Raw genomic sequence first — 21617 nt, forward strand, 5'->3', positions numbered from 1 at the left:
GGGTGTAGACTCAGTTGCATCCGACAGGGAGGGTTGAACGGTGTGTTTTGACAAGGCAGGGCAAGGCCGATGATAAGTACACAGGTGTTATCCACACAAACGCTGGTCATCGGCTGGCTGATCTATGTTCCCGTTGTGCTGTGGGCCATCTGGCGTGCTCCCTGGGTTGAGCTGTTTACCGATACGCGGCGCCAGCACCTGTTGTTTGGCACGGTGTTCGGGCTGTTTTTGCTCTGGCTGGTACGGCGTGACTTTGAAGGCGGGGTGTCTTACCACTTTATTGGCCTGACGGTGGTCACGTTGCTGCTCGACTGGCCGCTGGCAGTCGTCGGTGCGCTTCTGGCGCAAGTCGGACTGGTGTTGCTGGGGCGTCAGGAGTTGGCCGCGATGGGTGTCAACGGCGTGCTGCTGATTCTGTTGCCGATAGCAGTGACCGAAGGGTGTGCGCGTATGGTCGAGCGTGCGCAACCGCGTAACCCCTTTGTGTATATCTTTTGCTCGGGTTTTTTTGCCGCAGCGTTGGCGGCGTTGCTGTGCATAGGGGCGGTGCTGGGTGTGTTGTGGCTGGACGGGTTGTTCGTCATGCCGTATTGGCTGGAGGACTTTGTCGGCTATCTGTGGCTGATCATCTTTCCCGAAGCGTTTATCAACGGGATGCTGGTAACCGCACTGGTGGTGTTCTGCCCGGAGTGGCTTGAGACCTTTAACCGCACCCGCTACCTGGCGGCGCCATGGAAGGATGATGGAGAAAAGCCGTAATCGCCGACGCAGGCTGCGAGATGGACCTCAGGGCCTGTGCTCTTTAAAAGCACGACCCCTTCGGGCTCGATCGCAGCCTTCGTACCTCGTCAGCGACTACAGGATTTGGTTTTTAATGTAAGCGCTCGCTCAGGTCCTCGGAAAACAGATCATCTTCAGCATCCGGGCTGACCGGGATCTTGTGTTCCTCGCTGGCCCAGGCACCCAGGTCGATCAGCTTGCAGCGGTCCGAGCAGAACGGGCGAAAAGCGTTGGTGGTATCCCATTGCACGGCTGTGCCACAGGTCGGGCAGTCGATGGTCATAGGTTTGGTCATGGTTGGCCTCCACGCAAAGTTAAATAAAAGTGATGCAGGCGCTCGACCTCAGTCTGCAGCGCCTTCAGATCCTTGTCATTGACCAGCACATCGTCAGCGTGACGAAGGCGATCTTCGCGGCTGGCCTGTGCCTTGAGAATGGCCTGGACTTGCTGTTCGGTGGTGTTGTCACGCACAAGGGTGCGCTGCATCTGCAGGGCTTGCGGTGCATCGATCACCAGTACACGTTGGGTTGTGGTGTATTGGCCGGACTCGATCAGCAGCGGCGAAACCAGAATGGCGTAAGGCGATTTTGCCTGTGCCAGATTGTTTGCGATCTCTTCACGAATCAGCGGGTGCAGCAGTGCTTCAAGCCAGCGGCGTTGCTCGGGGTCGGTGAAGATCAGATGGCGCAATGCGCCACGATTGAGTTGCCCGTCGGCTTGCAGCACCTGTGCTCCAAAGTGTTCGGCAATACTGGCCAGCGCCGGGCGTCCCGGCTCAACGACCCAGCGCGCCGCATGATCGGCGTCCACCACATGTATGCCCAACGCGGCGAAGTGCTCGGCAGCGGCACTTTTACCGCTGCCGATACCGCCGGTAAGCCCGAGAATCCAGGGTTTGGAGGGTGGAGTCATCATGTCAAACCGAAACCTGCCAATAGAAGCCGGTTATTTGACCACCCCAGAGCAATGCAATCCAGCCGGCAATTGCCAGATACGGCGCAAAGGGGATCGGGGTACTGGTTTTGGCTCGCCGCATGGCCAAAAGCCCCAGCCCCACCGTCGCCCCCAGCAGTGAAGAGAGCAGGAGGGTTAGCGGCAGAACCGCAACCCCGCCCCATGCCCCGAGTACGGCCAGCAACTTGAAATCGCCGTAGCCCATGCCGTCCTTGCCGGTGACCAGTTTGAATATCCAGAACACCGACCACAGGCTTGCATAGCCCAGCGCGGCCCCCCATACGGCCTGCCCCAAAGTGGTGAACAGGGAGAAGCTGTTGAGCAACAATCCCAGCCACAGCAGAGGGAAAACCAGCACGTCAGGCACGATTTGATGCTCGATATCGATCAGGCAAATGCCGAATAACCCCCAGGTCAGCAGAAGCATCCAGCCCGCCTGGGCGCCAAAACCGAAATGCCAGGCGACAAAAGCCGACAATACCGCGCAGGTCAGTTCCGTAAGGGGATAGCGCAGGCTAATGGCACTTTTGCACTGCGAGCATTTGCCACGCAAAAACAGGTAGCTCAGTAGCGGGATGTTCTCTCGGACGCGCAGCGAATGCCGGCAATTGGGGCAGTGAGAGCGCGGGCGCAGCAAGTTATACACAGGGCCTTTGGCTGGCTCGGGCAAATCCAGCACCTCGCGGGCCTGGGCTTGCCATTCCTGTTCAAGCATTTTTGGCAATCGCCACGCCAGCACATTGATAAAACTGCCTACCAGCAAGCCGAGTATCAGTGCGCAGGCAATAAAAGCGTCGGGGTGACGGCTCAGCAAATCAATCATGCTCATATTACCCGGCCAAGGTTGAATATCGGCAAGTACATGGCGATGACCAGCCCGCCAACCATGACTCCAAGTACCACCATGATTATCGGCTCCAGCAAGGTTGTCAGGTTGTCGACCAGAGTGTCGACCTCGCTTTCATAATAGGCGGCAACCTGGTCAAGCATGCTGTCCAATGTGCCGGATTCTTCGCCAATAGCTGTCATCTGGATTGCCATGCCCGGGAATACTCCGGCAGCGGCCATGGCCACATGGATCTGGCTACCCGTTGCAACCTGCTTCTTCAGTCGTAGCACCGCGTCTTTGTACAGGCTATTGCCAGTGGCGCTGGCTACGGAGTTCAGCGCTTCGAGCAAAGGCACGCCGGCAGCCAGGGTCGTCGACAGCGTGCGGGCAAAACGGGCTATGGCTGACATGTGCAGCAGATTGCCCATGACGGGCAGTTTCAGCAGCCAGCGATCAACGCGCTGGCGCCAGGTTGCGCAGTGCTTGTAGCGATGGTGAAGGCCAGCAAGGGTGATGCCGCAAAAAAGCAGCAGCCATAGACCATGCGCCTGGAGGCTGTCCGACAGGCCGATCACCCACAAGGTAAGCACTGGCAGTTGCGCGTCGAATGAGCGGAAAACGCCCTGGAACTGCGGAACCACTTCGATCAGCAAAATGCCGCACACCGCCAGCGCGACCATGAGCACGGCGCTGGGGTAGGTCATGGCTTTTTTGATTTTCTTTTTCAGAGTGGCGGTCTTTTCCCTGTAGGTCGCCACCCGTTGCAGCAACACGTCCAGAGCCCCGGCCAGTTCGCCAGCTTCGACGAGGCTGCAAAACAGAGGATCGAAATGTGCCGGTTTTTTGCGCAGCGCCGCCGACAGGCTGGTGCCTGCGCCGATGTCTTGCTGGAGTTCGGTGACCTGCTGGCGCATGGCACGGCTCTCGAAACCGTTGGCGATAACCTTCAGAGCTTGCTGCATAGTTATGCCCGCGCTGATCAGGGTAGCCAGTTGGCGGGTGAACAGGGTGATATCCAGTGCCGTGACCGATTTGCCCGCATTCAGTGTGTGACTGTAATGGCGGCGGATTTTACTAACGGTAATACCTTGGCGGCGTAGCTGGACCCGAATCATTGTGTGGTGTTCCGCCGTGATTTGCCCGCTGGTTTTAATGCCATTTCGATCGGTGCCTTCCCACCGGTAAAGGCTGTTTTTAACGGCCTGTGTTGCCATGCATCGATCCTTGGAGCGCGGCGCGCCCGGCTGTGCTGTAAGCCCAAAGACTAGATGCACCGAGCCTTGACCCGGCAAGTTGAGAGTGACCAGAAGTGTCAGCGATGCAGTTGTGGAGCAACGGCCCACTAACCTTGATAGCCTGTGCGCACTTTTTTGCCTGCACAGCACTGCCTGGCACCTGTGGGTGCCCCTTTTCTGGAGACTTCATGTGAAACAACAACAAGGCTTCACCCTGATCGAACTGATGATTGTGGTTGCAATTATCGGTCTGATTGCTTCGTTCGCATTTCCGGCTTACCACGAGCACGTGATGAAGACCCGTTTTGCCGAGGTGAACACCATCAGCAATACCTACAAGACTGCCGTCGCCCTGTGCTACAGCCAGACCAATGATCTGATGGCCTGTGATGCGGGCACCAACGGCATCCCGGGGCCGGCCGAAGCGACGGAAAACCTGGCAGCGGGCATGACGGTAGTCGATGGTGTGATTACCATGGCGGGGACCCAGGCAGCAGGCGGCTGGGTCAGCGTATTGGTGCCGACCCCGAGCAATTCGGGGGGCACCCTGAACTGGACGCAAAATGGTACCTGCCTGGCCAGCGGTGCGTGCAAATAGCCCGCGATGGTCGTAATGCCGAGTGTGTGAAGCCTGGGCGCCAAGGGCTCAAGAATATCGCGATTTACCAACAACCTTGGTCAGCAGGCCCGCTCCTGCAGCGGCACACATGCGGCAATTGCCGGTTTTTGCCAGCGCTGCTAGTTTTACTGATACCGCCGGTGTAGCTCAGTCGGTAGAGCAGCGCACTCGTAACGCGAAGGTCGCAGGTTCGATTCCTGTCTCCGGCACCATTTAAAAAGCCATCCGGTCAATGCCGGGTGGCTTTTTCGTTCAGGGGCAGCACCAGGCACTTTGACGTCCGAAAATGGCGAGAATCGGCCAAAACGCGGTGCTATTCTGCGGACCATGAATACAGATAACCGCCTGTCAACGCCCAGTACCGCTGCCTGCGAAATCGCTCGCCTGAGCCGTGATGCGCGGTTTGACGGGGTGTTTTTCACTGCCGTACTCAGCACCCGGATCTACTGCCGCCCCGTGTGTCCGGCCCGTGCGCCAAAAGCCGAAAACGTGGTTTATTACCCCAGCGCGGCAGCGGCTCAGGCCCAAGGCTTTCGCCCCTGTTTACGTTGTCGGCCCGAGCTGGCACCGGGTAATCAGCTTTGGTTGCAGGGCGAGCATCGGGTGTCGCGCGCCTTGACGCTGATTAATGAGGGTTACCTGGCAGAGCACTCGCTGGAAGAGTTGGCTGAGCGCATGGACATCGGTGCGCGGCAATTGCGTCGTCTGTTTGTTCACTATCTCGGGGCGCCGCCGATGGCCGTGCATTCCACCCGGCGCCTGCTGTTTGCCAAGCAACTATTGACCGAAACCGACCTGTCGATCACTGAAGTGGCAATGGCTTCCGGCTTTGGTAGTCTGCGTCGTTTCAATGCGGCTTTTGCCGAAGCCAATCATGCCGAGCCCCGTGCCTTCAGGCGCAGCCCGAAGGCACGGGCAGACAAGGCGCTGGTGTTGCGCCTGGGCTATCGCCCGCCTTACGACTTTGCGGCCTTGCTGGGCTTTCTGCAGACCCGGGCCTTGCCCGGTATCGAACAGGTCGATGGCCACAGTTATCAGCGGGTGTTTGGCAACCCTGAAGCTCCCGGCTGGCTGAGGGTCAGCGCCTGGCCGGGTGAGCAGCATGCATTGCAATTGGAGCTGCGCAATGTGCCGCCGGGGCAAATGCTGGCGGTGGTCACGCGGATTCGGCGCATGTTCGATCTGGATGCCGACCCGCTGGCCATCGCCCGTACCTTGAGTGCCAGCCCGCTGCTGGCGCCTGTGATCGGGCGTTATCCGGGGCTGCGATTGCCGGGGGGCTGGGACGGTTTTGAAGTGGCGGTGCGGGCCGTGCTGGGGCAGCAAGTCAGTGTGGCTGCAGCACGCACCCTGGCCAGTCGAATCGTGCAGCGCCATGGCATTGCCATTGACGCCGACAAGGGCTCGGGGCTGGATCGTCTGTTTCCCGGCCCTGAGCAGCTGGCGCAAGCCTATCTTGGGCAAATGGGCATAACCCAGGCGCGCATCAATACGATCCAGGGCATCGCCCGCGCCCTTGCACAAGGGCGCGTCGACTTCGCCGTGGAGCAACCCCTGGAGCGTTTTATCGAGCGCTGGGTACAACTGCCCGGTATTGGCGAATGGACCGCGCATTACATCGCCATGCGCGTGCTCAAACACCCAGATGCATTTCCGGCCGCCGATCTGATTCTGCGCCGTGAAGCCAACCCCCAGGGTGAGCCGTTAAGTACCAAAGCGCTGCAGGCACTGGCTGAAAGCTGGCGCCCGTGGCGGGCCTATTCCGTGATGTATTTATGGCGCGCAGCTACCGATTCGATTGCAGCGCGCAAGGTGTGAACATGACGCAGATTTACTACGAACAAATGCCATCACCGATTGGGCCACTGTTTCTGGTCGCTGATGATGAAGGGTTGCGCGAAGTGCGTTTCGAGCTGGATCGCCGGCCCCATGTACCACAGGACGGGTGGGTGCATTCGCCACCAAAGCTTGCCGAAGTTCGCCGTCAACTGGAGGAGTATTTTGCGGGTGAGCGTCAGACGTTCGACCTGTTTCTCAAGCCGCTAGGCACCGACTTTCAGCAGTCGGTATGGCAGGCCCTGACCACCATTCCCTTTGCGGTAACCACCAGTTACGGCCAGATTTCACAGCAGATCCATCGGCCCAAGGCGTCCCGGGCAGTGGGAGCGGCGAACGGGCGCAATCCGATCCCGATCATCATCCCGTGCCATCGGGTGATTGGCAGCAATGGCACCTTGACCGGTTTTGCCGGAGGTCTGGCAGCCAAGCAATGGCTGCTAGAGCATGAGATCAAGTGCCGCCGGCACGGCTGATGCAAAACCTGTGCTTTTTGTGGGAGCGGGCTTGCTCGCGATGCGGGCACCGCGGTGTATCTGGCGAACCCCAGTGAGGCCATCGCGAGCAAGCCCGCTCCCACAGCAAAGGTGTGCAGGGCTTACAGGCTCAACCGCATCGACAGATCCACCGCCTTCACATCCTTGGTCATGGCGCCAATCGAGATGTAGTCCACGCCGGTTTCGGCGATCGGACGCAAGGTCGACTCGTTGATACCGCCGCTGGCTTCCAGCATGGCCTTGCCCGCGTTCAGGCGTACCGCTTCGCGCATGTCATCCATGCTCAGTTCGTCGAGCATGATGATATCCGCACCTGCCGCCAGCGCTTCATTCAGTTCTTGCAGGCTTTCCACTTCGATTTCAACCGGCTTGCCAGGGGCAATCTTGTGCGCGGCACTGATGGCTTGCGCGATACCGCCGCAGGCAGCGATATGGTTTTCCTTGATCAAAAAGGCGTCGTACAGACCAATACGGTGATTGTGGCAGCCACCACAGGTTACCGCGTACTTCTGCGCCATACGCAAACCCGGCAGGGTCTTGCGTGTGTCCAGCAGCTTGACCCGCGTATCGGCCACCTGATCAGCGAGGTGCTGGGCATGGGTGGCGACGCCTGACAGCATTTGCAGAAAGTTCAGCGCGCTACGTTCACCGCTGAGCAGCGAGCGGGCCGGGCCTTCAAGATGAAACAGTACCTGGTCGGGGCTCACGCGATCGCCATCGGCCACCTGCCAATGCACGGCAACCCGAGGGTCAAGCTGGCGGAACACAGTGTCGACCCAGGCTGTGCCGCTGATCACTGCTGCTTCACGGGTAATGATCGTGGCTTTGGCCAGGCGCTCGGCCGGGATCAGCCGTGCGGTGATATCGCCGCTGCCAATATCTTCGGCTAACGCACGGCGCACGTTGGCTTCTATTTCGGCAGTGAGGTCGGCCAGGCGTAAATTCGGCATAACGAGCTCCACAAACAAAGTGCGCCGATTATAGGGGCATGCCACCGGTGAACCCAAGGTGTGCGAAGAGTCACATGCAAATACCTGCAATGTGCTGTTTTCGGCACTTTGAACATTAATTTGCACCTGCAATCACTCAAATGAAGAGTCCGCTGGTACAAGCGCCATCTTTTACAAGATAATCCGCCTTGCTATTGGCGCCATAGCTTTGACGTGCTGCCATTGCCCTAAATTCCGATTCACCGGCCAGTGCCCAATGCACTCGCCGGTTTCTGTTAGTGAGCGGCAAAAATGGCTCTGACCACGCGCGTTCACTGGCAAACGAAGAAATCCTTCCGGGAGGCCAGGATGCAAAATGACGGGAAAGTGGGGCCTGGGAGCAGGACCACTAAGGAGTTGGCGATGCACTCGCCGCTTACCCGCCTGCCTGTGATCCTGCTGCAGGTGCATGACAAGGCTGCGCAGCAGTTGCGCAACGAACTGCAGGTGCTGTTCGAAAATGCCGACCAGACCCTGTTTGAAATGGCCGACAAGGCGCAGAGCGATACCGATCAGAGCCTGTTCTTTGAGGCCATGCGCGATGTGCGGCTCAAACGAAAAAGCATTGAACGCGGTTTTCTTGAGCGTCTGTTCGATGCCTTTATCCGTCTGACCCTGCCTGATGTCAGTGAGCCAGCCCTGCAGGTCGTTCCCGCAGGGCATGCGGTGTTCTCGCTGATGGCCGATAACATTGAGCGCGCTCAGGTAACCAATGCAATGGTGACGAAGGTCCTGAGCCGCAACCAGCTGGCTTTGTGTCAGTTGAGCACACGCCTCAACACCCTGAGCTGCATGCCACTGGATGAACAGAACAACCCGCTGGGGCCGGCGATGCTGTGCGAATATTTTTTGCAGGCCGAACGTGACCAGGGAATGGACATCAAGGTCAAGCTGATCATGCTGCGCCTGTTCGACAAGTACCTGCTCAGTCAGACCGGGCAGCTGTACGCCGACGCCAACCAGCTGTTGATTGCCACCGGAGTGCTGCCAGATCTGTCGGACAGGGAGTCGTGCTGCGCCGCCAAAGCCGATATCCATGCCCAGGAGTTGCCAGGGGCGGGTGAGGATGCGAGTAACCTGATCGGGCTTTTGTTCGACTACATCAGCGATGATCGCAACCTTTCGCAGCCTTTGAAAAAACTGCTGGGCTTGTTGCGTGAACCCATGCTCCAGATCGCCCGGCGTGATCAGAACTTCTTCAGCTGTGACAGCCATCCGGCCCGGCGTCTGCTCAATGTCATGGCCGATGCAGCCATTGGCTGGGACGCCGGTGCCAATAGTTGCAACGATCCGCTGTACCGCAAGGTCGAGCACGTGGTGCTGCAATTGGCCCGGTACGCGGGCAATAATCCGGCGCTGCTTGAGTCGTTGCTGCATGATTTTTCGATGTTTACCCGCGGCGAGCGCAGCCGCACCGAGCTGCTTGAGCAGCGCACCCGGGATGCCGAACAGGTGCGTTGCCGCCCTGCGGTGCAGCGCAACCCGGTGCGCTCATGGCCTTCACCGGTTCTCGATGAGCAAGCTCAGTTGGGGTTGTTGTTGGTCAGTCAGTTGCGGGTTGGGGCCTGGATCGAACTGCAAGAAGATGAGACCACCCGCCTGCGTTGCAAGCTGATTACGATTCTTGAGCCGGACGGTACGCATATCTTTGTAAACCGTATCGGGGCCAAGGTGCTGGAAAAAAGCCGCAACGATTTAATCGTGCACCTGCGCAATGGCAGTATCCTGCTGGTTGATGACCGCCTGTTGATCGATCGGGCTCTGGAGTCGGTGATAGACAGTTTGCGTCAGGCTGGCGGCGAGTAATCGCGTATAGCGCAGATTGCTCCCCATCGATGCGCGCATCGCGGCATACTGGGCCTTTGGTTTTGCCTGTTAAAGGAGCCTGTATGCAGATGGACCCCGCGAGCGGCTGGTTTCAAGGCGTGCGCCATTGCCCGTCACCCAACTTCAATGCGCGCCCGGGTGATGAAATCTCCCTGCTGATCATTCATAACATCAGCTTGCCGCCGGGGCAGTTCGCCACCGGTAAGGTCCAGGAATTCTTCCAGAATCGACTGGACGTCACAGAACATCCTTACTTTGAAGGTATAAGTGCCCTGCGCGTGAGCGCACATTTTCTGATCGAGCGTGACGGCACTGTTACCCAGTTTGTCTCCTGTTTTGATCGCGCATGGCATGCTGGCGTTTCGAGCTTCGAAGGACGTGAGACCTGCAATGATTTTTCTCTGGGCATTGAACTTGAGGGCACCGATGAGCTGCCTTTTACGGATGCCCAGTATCAGGCTCTGACAACCTTGACCCGACAATTGCAGATGCAGTTTCCTGCCATTACCCGGCACAGGATTTGCGGCCATAGCGACGTGGCGCCGGGACGCAAGACGGACCCGGGACCGGCTTTTGACTGGACGCGTTTTCGCAGCGCGTTGCAGCACACAGGAGATAAACAATGAGTTTTGTGGTGTTACTGCTGGCGATTGTGGTCGAGAAATTCTCGGGGCTGCGTCAGCGTCTGCAGCGTGATGGCGGCTGGTTGCGCGAGTTGCACAAACTTGAAACCAGCCCAAGGCTTGGCAACAAGCCATGGTGGGTGTTGTTTATCCTGATTGCCTTGCCTGCGGCGGTGCTGGGCTTGCTGCTGGTGGTACTGCATCCGGTGGCTTATGGCCTGTTGGCACTGCCGATACATTTACTGGTGGTGATCTACAGCCTTGGGCGTGGAGACTTGCTGGGGGGGCTCGGGCCGTTTCGTGATGCCTGGCGTCGTGGTGATTTGCAGGCCGCCGCCCATGTTGCCGAGCGTGACCTGAGCATAAATGCGGACAGCGGTGAGCAATTGCTGGAGAGGGTGCAGGGGCATTTGTTATGGCAGGCCTACCAGAGCTTCTTTGCGGTTATTTTCTGGTACTTCCTGCTGGGGCCGGTGGTGATCCTGAGCTATCGCCTGCTGGCCCTGGCGCAGGAGCACAGCCAAAACCCGGCGTTGGTGGAGCGTGCCGGGCAATTGCGCCATGCTTTTGACTGGTTGCCGGTGCGGTTGCTGGCCGCGAGTTTTGCCCTGGTGGGTAATTTTGCAGCGGTTAGCCGGGTGATGTTGCATGAGTTGCTGAGCTGGGACATCAGTGCTGCGCAGCTGATCAACAAAGCCGGCTGCGCAGCTGCTGAAATCCCTGCGCCACAGGCCGGGCCTGAGGGCGTGAGCAGCCTCGACACCCTGTGGGCCTTGCTGCTGCGGGCGGCGGTGTTGTGGTATGCGTGCTTCGCGGTGTGGGCGTTGTTGCTCTGAGATTACACAAGATCTGTAGCAGCCTCGCTCCTTCGGCAGCTGCTACAGGGGTATAAGTCAGCGCTTCCAGCCAAAGACTTCGCAGGCATTGGCTGTTGTCGCCTTTGCCAATTGCTCGGGGCTGATGCCCATTATCTCGGCCAGCGCCCGGCAAATATCAGGCAGGTACTGCGGGCTGTTGCGCTGGTTGGGGTACATGGCCGGGGCCATGCCGGGGGCATCGGTTTCCAGCACGATGGCGTCCAGCGGCAGATCAGGTAGCACTTTGCGCAAGCGCAAAGCTTGTGGCCAGGTGGCAGCCCCCCCCAGGCCCAGCTTGAATCCCAGTTTTATATATTCACGGGCTTCTTCGCGACTGCCTGAAAAGGCATGAACAATCCCGCCACGCTGAAGCTTGAAACGCTTGAGGGTGGCGATTACCTGCGCATGGCTGCGCCGAACATGAAGCAGGGCGGGCAGATTAAAGTCGGCGGCCAATTGCAACTGGGCTTCAAACAACTGTTGCTGGATCTGGCGGTCCAGCTCGGGCAAAAAGTAGTCCAGGCCGATCTCGCCCACAGCACACACCTGAGGATGCCCTGCCAGGCGGCTCAGCCATTGCCCCAGTTCAATCATATGCTCGGGGCGATGCTCATTGATGTACACCGGGTGCAGGCCAAACGCGGCATACAGTTGGCTGTCGGTTTGGATCAAGTCCCACACGCTCTGCCAATTACTCTGATAAACCCCCAGAACCACCATGCTTTCAACCCCCAGTGCCCGACTGCCCGCCAGTACCTGTGGGCGGTCGGCGTCGAACTCAGGGAAGTCGAGGTGAGTGTGGGTGTCGATCAGCTGCATGCTCAGGCCTGATGGATACGTTGTTTGAAGTTACGGGCAATGGCATGGATGCCGGGTACGTAGTTTTGCTCTTCAATCGCCGCCAGGGCCAGGTTCAGGGCTGTTTCGGCAATCAGCTTGTGTTGTTGGCCCATAGCATTGACTGGCAGCGGCAGGAAGTCCAGCAACTGGGTGTCACCAAACGTGGCAAGGCGCAATGGCGGGCGCTGGGTCGGGTGCTCCAGCAACGCGTCGAACATCCCTTGCAACAGCACATATGAAGTGGTGATCAGCGCTTCGGGGAAGTGGCCCTGGCGTGCCAGCAAATCATCAATGATCCGCCGTCCACATTCACGGCTGAACGCACTGCCGTGTTCGATCAGGACCTCGCCCTTGAACCCTTCGACCGCTTGCTTGAAACCCGCTTCACGGGCCTGGCTGACGCTCAGTTCGGGGCGCGCACCGATCAACACAATCTGGCGCGGCAAAGGCTGCAACAGACTGCGGGTCAATTGCAGGCTGGCTTCGCAATCATCACTGATTACCGAGCAGAAGCGCTCCGGCTCCAGGGTCCGGTCGATGGCGATGATGGGCATGCCCAGGTCCTGCAACTGGCGGTAGCTGTCATCTTCTGCGGGCAAGCAGCTGGCTACGAACAGGGCATCGCAGCGACGGGCACGAAACAGCTTGAGCAATTGGCGCTCACTGTCCGGTGCATCGTCGGAGCTGGCGATCAGCAACTGATAGCCGCGGGCACGGGCGCCTTGTTCGAGCTGCTTGGCCAGGCGCGCATAACTCGGGTTTTCGAGGTCCGGCAGGATGAACCCCAAGGTGCGCGTGTGTCGGCTGCGCAGCCCGGCTGCCTGCGGGTTGGGAGTAAAGCCGTGCTCCTCGACCACCGCACGTACGCGCTCGACCGTGCTGCTGCTGATGCGCTGCTGTTCGGCTTTTCCATTGATGACATAGCTGGCAGTCGTTACGGAAACACCTGCCAATTGAGCGATATCACTGAGTTTCACGCCGAAAATTCCTTATTTTTTGTAGTACATGTCGACATTGTGAACAATCCTAACCGATAAAGGCAGCCGACCATCGTCTGTCATGGGTGCGCAGTATTTATTTGCGACATCTACCCGCTGCCGCCAGGCAATACGACAAGTTGGACTTCAAGCGCGGGCAATTATGCAGTAACGTGCCGGGTATTCTTGATTAAACGTTTCAGCCTGCGCATTTAAAGGCCTCGAACCCGGCAGTGATGTGCTTGCCACGCATCAACTGACGCAGCACGGGAAGAGCGACCTAAGCTGACTTAATTCAAAACAATACCGGTTGCCATTGAGTACCGGAAAGGAGAACGCATGCTCGAGCTCACCATAGAGCAGATATCCATGGGCCAGACGGCTGTGGACAAGTCTGCGGCGCTGCAATTGCTTGCCGATAAACTGGTCGCCGATGGCTTGGTAGCCGAAGGCTATCTGAGTGGCTTGCAAGCGCGTGAGGCTCAGGGTTCGACCTTTCTGGGTCAGGGCATTGCCATCCCCCACGGCACGCCCGAAACACGTGAGCTGGTGTTCACCACGGGCGTGCGCCTGTTGCAGTTCCCCGAGGGGGTGGACTGGGGTGATGGCCAGATGGTGTACCTGGCCATCGGTATTGCCGCAAAGTCCGACGAACATTTACGTTTGCTGCAACTGCTGACCCGTGCCCTGGGCGAAACCGATCTGGGTGAGGCCCTGCGTCGCGCCAGCTCCGCCGAAGCCTTGCTTAAACTGCTGCAGGGCGCACCACAGGAGCTGGCGCTGGATGCACAGATGATCGGCCTGGGTGTGTCTGCCGATGACTTTGAGGAACTGGTATGGCGTGGTGCCCGTCTGCTGCGTCAGGCTGATTGCGTGAGCAATGGCTTTGCTGCCGTACTGCAGCAAGTCGATGCGCTGCCGCTGGGCGATGGCCTGTGGTGGCTGCATAGCGAGCAAACTGTCAAACGTCCGGGGCTGGCGTTTGTGACACCGGACAAACCGATGCGCTATCTGGGCCAGCCGCTGAGCGGTCTGTTCTGCCTGGCCAGCCTTGGCGAAGCGCATCAGGCCTTGCTGGAGCGCTTGTGCGCGCTACTGATTGCCGGTCGTGGCCACGAACTGGGCAGTGCCACCAGCCGCCGTGCCGTGCTTGAAGTATTGGGCGGCGAGCTGCCGGCCGACTGGCCAAGTGCCCGTATTCCCTTGGCCAACGCCCACGGCCTGCATGCGCGGCCGGCCAAAGTGCTGGCGCAACTGGCGAAAAGTTTTGAAGGCGAAATCCGCGTCCGGATCGTCGATGGCCAGGATTCGGCGGTATCTGCCAAGAGCTTGAGCAAGCTGCTGAGCCTGGGTGCCCGTCGCGGTCAGGTGCTGGAATTTGTCGCCGAGCCGAATATCGCCAACGATGCATTGCCTGCACTACTGGCCGCGGTCGAGGCAGGTTTGGGCGAGGAAGTCGAGCCGTTGCCGGCGTTGGCTGAAGCCGTGCCCGGTGTCGCCGAAATTGCCACGGTGCTTACCGCCCCGGCGGCTGGCAGCCTGGTGCAGGCGATTGCCGCATCGCCCGGCATTGCCATTGGCCCTGCCCATATACAGGTGCTGCAAACGTTCGATTACCCGCTGCGTGGCGAGTCTTCCGTGGTCGAGCGCGAGCGTCTGCAAAAAGCCCTGAGCGAAGTGCGCAAGGACATTGAAGGCCTGATTACGCGCAGCCAGTCCAAGGCCATTCGCGAAATTTTCATTACCCACCAGGAAATGCTCGACGACCCTGAACTGACCGATGAAGTGGATTCGCGCCTCAAGCAGGGCGAAAGCGCCGAAGCCGCGTGGATGTCAGTGATCGAGGCCGCAGCGCGTCAGCAGGAGTCCTTGCAGGATGCGCTGCTGGCCGAGCGGGCAGCGGACCTGCGGGATATCGGCCGTCGCGTGCTGGCCCAGCTGTGTGGCGTCGAAACCCCGGCCGAGCCTGACCAGCCTTATGTGCTGGTAATGGATGAGGTCGGCCCTTCTGATGTGGCGCGCCTTGATCCGGCGCGGGTGGCAGGCATTTTAACCGCCCGCGGTGGTGCGACTGCGCACAGCGCCATTGTCGCCCGCGCGCTTGGTATTCCGGCCCTGGTTGGCGCGGGCGAGGCGGTGCTGCTGCTGGCGCCGGGCACTGAATTGTTGATTGATGGCCAGCGCGGTCGCCTGCACGTCTCCCCGGATGCCGACGCCTTGCAGCGTGCCACCCAGGAGCGCGACAGCCGTGAGCAGCGTTTGCTGGCAGCCTCTGCCCAGCGCCACGAACTGGCCGTGACCCAGGATGGTCATGCGGTTGAAGTGTTTGCCAATATCGGTGAGAGCAAGGGCGTCGCCACTGCGGTGGAGCAGGGCGCCGAAGGCATTGGCCTGCTGCGCACCGAACTGATTTTCATGGCCCATTCGCAAGTACCGGACGAGGCGACTCAGGAAGCCGAATACCGTCGTGTACTCGACGGCCTGGCTGGCCGGCCGCTGGTGGTACGCACGCTGGACGTGGGCGGCGATAAACCGCTGCCGTACTGGCCGATCGAGAAAGAAGAAAACCCGTTTTTGGGTGTACGTGGCATTCGTCTTACGCTGCAACGGCCGCAGATCATGGAAAGTCAGTTGCGCGCCTTGCTACGTTCAGCCGACAACCGCCCGCTGCGTATCATGTTCCCGATGGTGGGCAGCGTGGCCGAGTGGCGTGCCGCCCGTGACATGACCGAGCGTTTGCGCCTGGAAATTCCAGTGGCTGACCTGCAATTGGGGATCATGATCGAAGTGCCGTCGGCTGCCTTGCTGGCGCCCGTGCTGGCCAGGGAAGTGGACTTTTTCAGCGTCGGCACCAACGACCTGACCCAATACACCCTGGCCATCGACCGTGGCCACCCGACCCTGTCGGCCCAGGCTGACGGCTTGCACCCCGCGGTATTGCAACTGATCGATATCACCGTGCGTGCGGCCCACGCCCACGGCAAATGGGTGGGCGTGTGCGGCGAGCTGGCGGCTGATCCGCTGGCCGTGCCTGTGCTGGTGGGCCTGGGCGTAGATGAGCTGAGCGTTTCGGCGCGCAGCATCCCCGAGGTCAAGGCGCGGGTACGCGAGTTGAGCATGGATCGTCTGAAAACCTTGGCCGCCGAAGCGTTGAGCGTGGGCAGCCCGGATGAAGTTCGTGCGTTGGTGGAGGCGCTCTGATGGCCCGTATTCTGACTGTCACCCTCAACCCGGCACTGGACTTGACCGTGCGTCTTGGGCAACTGGCCCCGGGGGAGGTTAACCGTAGCCCGCTGATGCTGACCCATGCTGCCGGCAAGGGCCTGAACGTGGCGCAAGTACTGGCCGATCTGGGCCACACGCTGACGGTAAGTGGCTTTTTGGGTGAGGACAATGCACAAGCATTCGATGCCCTGTTCAAGCGTCGCGGTTTTGTCGATGCCTTTATCCGTGTGCCGGGCGAAACCCGCAGCAATATCAAGCTGGCTGAAGACGATGGCCGCGTCACCGACCTCAACGGGCCGGGGCCGCAGGTTGACGCACAGGCGCAGCAAACCTTGCTCGATACCCTTGAGCGCATTGCTCCCGGGCATGACGCGGTCGTGGTGGCTGGCAGTTTGCCCCGAGGCGTCAGCCCGCAATGGCTGCACGATCTGCTGCTGGGCTTGAAGGCTCAGGGCCTGAAAGTGATCCTGGACACCAGCGGCGAGGCCTTGAAGCAGGGCCTGGCAGCGGGGCCGTGGTTGATCAAGCCCAACACCGAAGAACTCAGCGATGCGCTGGGCCGCGATATCAGCGACCTTGCAGCCCAGGTTGCAGCCGCAACCGCTTTGCAGGCACAGGGCGTTGAGCACGTGGTGATTTCCCACGGTGCAGAAGGCGTGAACTGGTTCAGCCGTGGGCCGGCCTTGCAAGCGTTGCCGCCCAAGGTCAGCGTCGCCAGCACGGTGGGCGCAGGCGACTCGCTGCTGGCGGGCATGGTCCACGGTTTGCTCAGCGGCCATAGCCCCGAGCAGACCCTGCGCACCGCCACTGCCATTGCGGCAATGGCCGTTACTCAGATCGGTTTTGGTATCAGCGATGCAGCGCACCTGGCGACGCTCGAAAGCGGCGTTCGCGTTCGCCCCCTGACAGAAGAATAAAAGGAATCCACATGAAATTAGCCATTGTGACGGGCTGCCCCAACGGCATGGTGACCAGCGTGCTGTGCGCCCGTTTGCTTGATGCGGCGGCTCAGCGTCAGGGCTGGAGCACCAGCGTTGAAGTCCACGACCCCAAGCACCCTGAACGTCAGTTATCGGCGGCGACCATCGATGAAGCCGAGTGGGTGTTGCTGGTCAGCAGTACGCCGCTGGATATGCAGCGTTTTATCGGCAAGCGTGTGTTCCAGAGCACGCCGGCCCAGGCCCTGCAAGATGTAGAGGCGGTGTTGCAGCGTGGCGTGGAGGAGGCCGAGGTCTACGTTGCACCTGCGCCAACAGCTGCAGTTGAAAACGCGCAGAAAGCTCCAAAAATCGTCGCCATCACCGCCTGCCCGACAGGCGTGGCCCATACCTTTATGGCAGCCGAAGCCTTGCAGCAAGCGGCCAAGCGTTTGGGCTACGACTTGCAAGTCGAGACCCAGGGTTCGGTAGGCGCGCGCAACCCGTTGAGCGCCGAAGCCATTCGCGACGCCGATGTGGTGTTGCTGGCGGCGGATATCGAAGTGCCGACCGAGCGTTTTGCCGGCAAGAAAATCTACCGTTGCGGCACAGGCATCGCCCTCAAGCAAGCCGAAGCCACCCTGAACAAGGCGTTGAGCGAAGGCAAGCAGGAGAGTGCCGCCGCTGCGGGCGGGGCGCCTGCCAAGCAGGAGAAGGCCGGGGTCTACAAGCACCTGCTGACGGGCGTGTCCTTTATGCTGCCGATGGTGGTGGCAGGGGGGCTGCTGATCGCGCTGTCTTTCGTATTTGGCATTGAAGCTTATAAAGAGCCCGGCACGCTGGCGGCGGCGCTGATGCAGATCGGTGGCGATGCCGCCTTCAAACTGATGGTGCCGTTGTTGGCGGGTTATATCGCCTACTCGATTGCCGACCGCCCGGGCCTGGCGCCGGGGATGATCGGCGGGCTGTTGGCGAGCACCTTGGGGGCCGGGTTTATCGGCGGGATCATTGCCGGTTTTATCGCCGGTTACTGCGCCAAGGCGATCAATCGCTATGCGCGTCTGCCGCAAAGCCTTGAAGCGCTGAAACCGATTTTGATCATTCCGTTGTTCGCCAGCCTGTTTACCGGTCTGGTGATGATTTACGTGGTGGGCAAGCCGGTTGCCGGAATGCTTGAAGGCCTGACCCACTTCCTCGACAGCATGGGCACCACCAACGCCATCCTGCTGGGTGTATTGCTGGGCGGGATGATGTGCGTAGACCTGGGCGGGCCGATCAATAAAGCCGCCTATGCGTTTTCGGTGGGGCTGCTGGCTTCGCAAAGTTATGCACCGATGGCTGCCACAATGGCTGCTGGCATGGTGCCGCCGATTGGCTTGGGTATTGCTACGTTCCTGGCGCGCCGCAAGTTCGCCCAGACTGAACGTGAGGCGGGCAAGGCGGCGCTGGTGCTGGGGCTGTGCTTTATTTCCGAAGGTGCCATTCCATTTGCTGCCAAGGACCCGCTGCGGGTGATTCCGGCGAGCATCGTGGGGGGCGCGTTGACGGGGGCATTGTCGATGTACTTCGGTTGCAAGCTGATGGCACCGCACGGTGGCTTGTTTGTATTGCTGATTCCAAACGCGATCAACCATGCGCTGCTGTACTTGTTGGCGATCGTGGCGGGCAGCTTGGTGACGGCGGTGGTGTACGCGGTGATCAAGCGTCCGGAGCCGGTTGAGATGGCGCTGGAGACGGCCAAAGCATAAATCAATCCCCGCTCCCACAATGTCACCGCAAATCCAGTGGGAGCTGGTTCGCCTGCGATGCAGGCACTGGGGTCTGTCAGGCAAACCGTGGCGATGCCATCGCGAGCAAGCCCGCTCCCACAATGTCACCGTAAATCCAGTGGGAGCTGGCTTGCCTGCGATGCAGATACTGGGATCTGTCAGGCAAACCGTGGCGATGCCATCGCGAGCAAGTCCGCTCCCACAAGAGCTGAGCAGCTTGTCCGACTAGTACACATCCCGCCGATAACGCCCTTGCTCGATCAGCCTCTCTACCGCTTCTGCCCCCAGCATGTCGATCAGCGCTTGATCCACACCCGCCGCCATTCCCTGCAAACTGCCACAGATATAAATCGCCGCGCCTTGGTCCAGCCATTGGCGTACCTGCTCGGCAGACTCGCGCAAGCGGTCCTGCACATACACTTTCTGCGCCTGATCCCGTGAAAATGCCAGATCCAGCCGCGCCAGATCGCCACTGGCCAACCAGCCCTGCAGCTCATCGCGGCAATAGAAGTCGTGCTCGGCATTACGCTCGCCAAAGAACAGCCAGTTGCGCTGCTGGCTCTGGGCAATCCGAGCCTTGAGCAAGCTGCGCAGCCCTGCCAGGCCGGTACCATTGCCGAGGAGAATCATTGGCACCGGTTCGGCCGGCAAATGAAAACCGCTGTTGCGGCGCACGCGCAGGCTGATCGCCGAGCCGACTGCGGCATGTTCGGTAAGCCAGCCCGAACCGATGCCCAGGCTGCCATCAGCATGCCGCTCCTGACGTACGATCAACTCCAGCAGACCGTCCTGCGGGATCGAGGCAATGGAGTATTCGCGCATGTTCAACGGGATCAGTGCGTCCACCAGTGCCTGGGCGTGCATGCCCACAAGATGGCCGCGATTTTCCGGCAGTTGTCGGCCAGCCAGGGCCTGAGCCAAAGTTTCCTGCAGGCCATCGAGTTGCATCGGAGTGTCAGCCGACAGCCCCAGCCCCTCCATGAAGTGCTCAACCGCCCAGCTCGATTGCCGCGGCATCACTTCCACCAGATCACCGGCCTGCCACAGGCTGTTGGTGTCAGGCGCGCTGAGCCCCAACAGGTACACCCCCGAGCCACTGCTGCCGGGGTTGAGCAGCTTGCGCTCAGTCAGGGGCCAGTTGTTGTAACCAGGCGCCTGCCAGTTGGCATTCGGCGTGCCTCCGGTCAGTTGGCTAAGCTGCTGTTGCCATTGATGCAGGGCCTCGGCATCGCCGCTGTCCACCTGCACCGGGCTGAACAACGCTTGGGCACCGCGCTCGCTCAGCCAGTGCTGGATCCGCGTGGCAAAACCGCAAAAGTGCGGGTACTGACGATCGCCCAGTGCCAGCACCGAGTACTTGAGGCGGTTCAGTCCCAGAGGCTGGCCGAGGATCTTGCGTTCAAAGCCCCGCGCGCTATCAGGCGCTTCGCCATCGCCAAAGGTGCTCACCACAAACAGCGCGTTGCTGGCCTGTTGTAAATCGTTTTCGCTCAGGGCGGCCAAGGGCTGCACCCGTACCGGCAATCCGGCGGCTTGCAATTGCCCGGCGGTCTGCCAGGCCAGTTGCTCGGCAAAGCCGCTCTGGCTGGCAAAACCGATCAGCCAGGACGGCGTATCGCTGCTCGTAGCGGCAAAACCCTGGCGTGCCTGCTTGATCTGACGCTTTTTACGTCGACGGTCCAGATACAGCAACCAGCCGGTAATAAAGAACAGCGGCATGGTCAGGCTGGCTACGGTCACCAGCACGCGCCCGGTAATGCCCCAGTAACTGCCTGTGTGCAGCGCGTAAATGCTGGTCAGCAATTGTGCCTTGTAGGACTTGTCGTCATAACGATCGACTTTTTTGACGGCACCGGTGGCCGGGTCGAGCACAATCTGGTTGAACGCGCGCTCATGGGGTGAGGTGTTCAACAGGTAGAACACCGTGGCAGTCTGGCCGGCCACTGGCGGCATACGCACGTTGTACATGCTCAGCTCAGGCCCGGCGGTTTTCTGGATGCTGGCCCAAATGGCATCGTAATCGGCGACCGGAGCTGGCCCGGCTGGCCCGCCCTGACCACGGGGGCCGCGACCGCCGCCCTGGCGCTGCTCGCCGCTCGGGGCATCGGACAGGAGTTTTTGCAGGCCCTGGTTGTACCACTCATAGGACCACGACAAGCCGGTCAGTGCGGCCAGCAGATAAAAGACCATGCACCAGGTGCCCGCCACGGCGTGCAGGTCCCAGTTGAAGCTGCGGCCTTTTTTCGCCCAGTCCAGGGTCAGCCAGGTGCGCCAGTTAAGCGCCTGGCGCGGCCAGCGCAGGTACAGGCCCGAGAGGCAGAAGAACACCAGCATCAGGGTGCAGGCGCCGGTGATCTGGCGACCGCTCTGGCCCATGGCCAGGAAACGGTGCAATTGCAGCATCAGGTCGAAAAAGCCCTGGCCGTTGGCCTCGCCCTGATAGGTACCGGTATAGGGGTCAACATAACGCAACTGGCCACGACGCTCGCCCGGTGGCGGGGTGAAGAAGATGCGTGCAGCGGTGCCGCTGTCCACGCCCACCCAGAGCATGGCGACTTGCTTGCCCTCGGTGGCCTCGACCCTGCGCACCAACTCGGCCGGTGGCAGCACGCCGCTGTCGAGTTTCTCGACCTTGAGCACTGAAGGGTTGAGCAAGTTCAGCAGCTCGTCCTGAAACGACACCGTGGCACCGGTTATCCCCATCAGGGCCAGAACCAGCCCGGCGGTTATGCCGAAAAACCAGTGCAGCTGAAACAGTGTTTTCTTAAACACAACGACCGCCTTGCTTGCTCAATTGAATTCATCACGGCGCAGTATGCCGTGTACGTCTTTTTACACACAAA

Annotated in this window: 18 protein-coding genes and 1 tRNA gene; 11 read left to right on the forward strand and 8 right to left on the reverse strand. The window is 60.1% G+C overall.

Going from position 1 to position 21617, the window contains the following annotated elements; all coding sequences use genetic code 11:
• The first annotated feature begins 69 nt into the window (after window positions 1–69).
• Complete coding sequence (locus HBN79_RS13525) at window positions 70–759, forward strand: energy-coupling factor ABC transporter permease (RefSeq protein WP_095001619.1); 690 nt, start codon at window positions 70–72, stop codon at window positions 757–759.
• Window positions 760–871: 112 nt separating this feature from the next.
• Here HBN79_RS13525 and yacG read toward each other — a convergent pair whose 3' ends face one another.
• Genes yacG through HBN79_RS13545 form a run of 4 tightly spaced genes read right to left on the reverse strand, consistent with a single transcriptional unit; the run spans window position 872 to window position 3777 of the window.
• Entirely contained in the window at window positions 872–1075 is a 204-nt protein-coding gene (gene yacG, locus HBN79_RS13530) for a DNA gyrase inhibitor YacG (RefSeq protein WP_016779444.1), read from the reverse strand.
• The gene (gene coaE / locus HBN79_RS13535; RefSeq protein ID WP_095018262.1) at window positions 1072–1695 is read right to left on the reverse strand and encodes a dephospho-CoA kinase; all 624 of its coding nucleotides are present in this window, start codon (window positions 1693–1695) and stop codon (window positions 1072–1074) included. The genes yacG and coaE overlap by 4 nt, the downstream gene beginning before the upstream one ends.
• Window position 1696: 1 nt before the next feature.
• The gene (locus tag HBN79_RS13540; protein WP_169916795.1) at window positions 1697–2563 is read right to left on the reverse strand and encodes an A24 family peptidase; all 867 of its coding nucleotides are present in this window, start codon (window positions 2561–2563) and stop codon (window positions 1697–1699) included.
• Window positions 2560–3777 (reverse strand): type II secretion system F family protein, encoded by a 1218-nt coding sequence (locus tag HBN79_RS13545; protein ID WP_169916796.1) that lies wholly within the window; start codon window positions 3775–3777, stop codon window positions 2560–2562. The genes HBN79_RS13540 and HBN79_RS13545 overlap by 4 nt, the downstream gene beginning before the upstream one ends.
• 211 nt (window positions 3778–3988) lie before the next feature.
• Between HBN79_RS13545 and HBN79_RS13550 the strand changes: the two genes are divergently transcribed.
• The 4 genes from HBN79_RS13550 (at window position 3989) to HBN79_RS13565 (ending at window position 6729) form a co-directional block, all read left to right on the forward strand.
• Window positions 3989–4396: a prepilin-type N-terminal cleavage/methylation domain-containing protein gene (locus HBN79_RS13550; protein ID WP_095001615.1), complete on the forward strand. Its 408-nt coding sequence runs from the start codon at window positions 3989–3991 to the stop codon at window positions 4394–4396.
• A 157-nt stretch (window positions 4397–4553) separates the two neighbouring features.
• A tRNA-Thr gene (locus HBN79_RS13555) sits at window positions 4554–4629 on the forward strand.
• Window positions 4630–4744: 115 nt separating this feature from the next.
• On the forward strand, window positions 4745–6235 hold the full coding sequence (locus HBN79_RS13560; RefSeq protein ID WP_169916797.1) for a DNA-3-methyladenine glycosylase 2: 1491 nt from the start codon (window positions 4745–4747) through the stop codon (window positions 6233–6235).
• Window positions 6236–6237: 2 nt separating this feature from the next.
• On the forward strand, window positions 6238–6729 hold the full coding sequence (locus HBN79_RS13565; protein WP_095001608.1) for a methylated-DNA--[protein]-cysteine S-methyltransferase: 492 nt from the start codon (window positions 6238–6240) through the stop codon (window positions 6727–6729).
• Window positions 6730–6851: 122 nt separating this feature from the next.
• Here HBN79_RS13565 and nadC read toward each other — a convergent pair whose 3' ends face one another.
• On the reverse strand, window positions 6852–7700 hold the full coding sequence (gene nadC, locus HBN79_RS13570) for a carboxylating nicotinate-nucleotide diphosphorylase (RefSeq protein WP_095001607.1): 849 nt from the start codon (window positions 7698–7700) through the stop codon (window positions 6852–6854).
• 348 nt (window positions 7701–8048) lie between these two features.
• On the opposite strand from nadC, the gene HBN79_RS13575 reads away from it, so the two are divergent.
• The 3 genes from HBN79_RS13575 to ampE all read left to right on the forward strand — a co-directional run bounded on the left by HBN79_RS13575 (window position 8049) and on the right by ampE (window position 11025).
• Window positions 8049–9545, forward strand: coding sequence for a DUF1631 family protein (locus tag HBN79_RS13575; protein WP_095001606.1), 1497 nt, complete (start codon window positions 8049–8051; stop codon window positions 9543–9545).
• Between the two features lie 83 nt (window positions 9546–9628).
• Window positions 9629–10192, forward strand: a complete 564-nt coding sequence (gene ampD / locus HBN79_RS13580; protein ID WP_095001605.1) for a 1,6-anhydro-N-acetylmuramyl-L-alanine amidase AmpD — start codon at window positions 9629–9631, stop codon at window positions 10190–10192.
• Window positions 10189–11025: a regulatory signaling modulator protein AmpE gene (gene ampE, locus HBN79_RS13585; RefSeq protein WP_095001604.1), complete on the forward strand. Its 837-nt coding sequence runs from the start codon at window positions 10189–10191 to the stop codon at window positions 11023–11025. Before ampD ends, ampE begins: the two co-directional genes overlap by 4 nt.
• A gap of 57 nt (window positions 11026–11082) precedes the next feature.
• Here the strand turns inward: ampE and HBN79_RS13590 are convergent, their stop codons facing one another.
• Both HBN79_RS13590 and cra read right to left on the reverse strand, forming a co-directional pair.
• A complete protein-coding gene (locus tag HBN79_RS13590) occupies window positions 11083–11865 on the reverse strand; it encodes a TatD family hydrolase (protein ID WP_095001603.1) in 783 nt (260 codons plus the stop codon).
• Between the two features lie 2 nt (window positions 11866–11867).
• On the reverse strand, window positions 11868–12863 hold the full coding sequence (gene cra, locus HBN79_RS13595; protein WP_095001602.1) for a catabolite repressor/activator: 996 nt from the start codon (window positions 12861–12863) through the stop codon (window positions 11868–11870).
• A 339-nt stretch (window positions 12864–13202) separates the two neighbouring features.
• On the opposite strand from cra, the gene ptsP reads away from it, so the two are divergent.
• The 3 genes from ptsP to HBN79_RS13610 are packed head-to-tail and all read left to right on the forward strand — an operon-like array spanning window position 13203 to window position 18753.
• Window positions 13203–16064, forward strand: a complete 2862-nt coding sequence (gene ptsP, locus HBN79_RS13600; protein ID WP_095026378.1) for a phosphoenolpyruvate--protein phosphotransferase — start codon at window positions 13203–13205, stop codon at window positions 16062–16064.
• The gene (gene pfkB / locus HBN79_RS13605; protein ID WP_095020326.1) at window positions 16064–17005 is read left to right on the forward strand and encodes a 1-phosphofructokinase; all 942 of its coding nucleotides are present in this window, start codon (window positions 16064–16066) and stop codon (window positions 17003–17005) included. Before ptsP ends, pfkB begins: the two co-directional genes overlap by 1 nt.
• An 11-nt stretch (window positions 17006–17016) precedes the next feature.
• Entirely contained in the window at window positions 17017–18753 is a 1737-nt protein-coding gene (locus HBN79_RS13610; RefSeq protein ID WP_095018269.1) for a PTS fructose-like transporter subunit IIB, read from the forward strand.
• A gap of 246 nt (window positions 18754–18999) precedes the next feature.
• Here HBN79_RS13610 and HBN79_RS13615 read toward each other — a convergent pair whose 3' ends face one another.
• On the reverse strand, window positions 19000–21546 hold the full coding sequence (locus HBN79_RS13615; protein ID WP_169916798.1) for a sulfite reductase flavoprotein subunit alpha: 2547 nt from the start codon (window positions 21544–21546) through the stop codon (window positions 19000–19002).
• Between the last annotated feature and the right edge of the window lie 71 nt (window positions 21547–21617).

Origin of the sequence: Pseudomonas sp. WS 5051 (assembly GCF_012985715.1) — a bacterium.
GTDB classification, from domain to species: Bacteria; Pseudomonadota; Gammaproteobacteria; order Pseudomonadales; family Pseudomonadaceae; genus Aquipseudomonas; species Aquipseudomonas bubulae.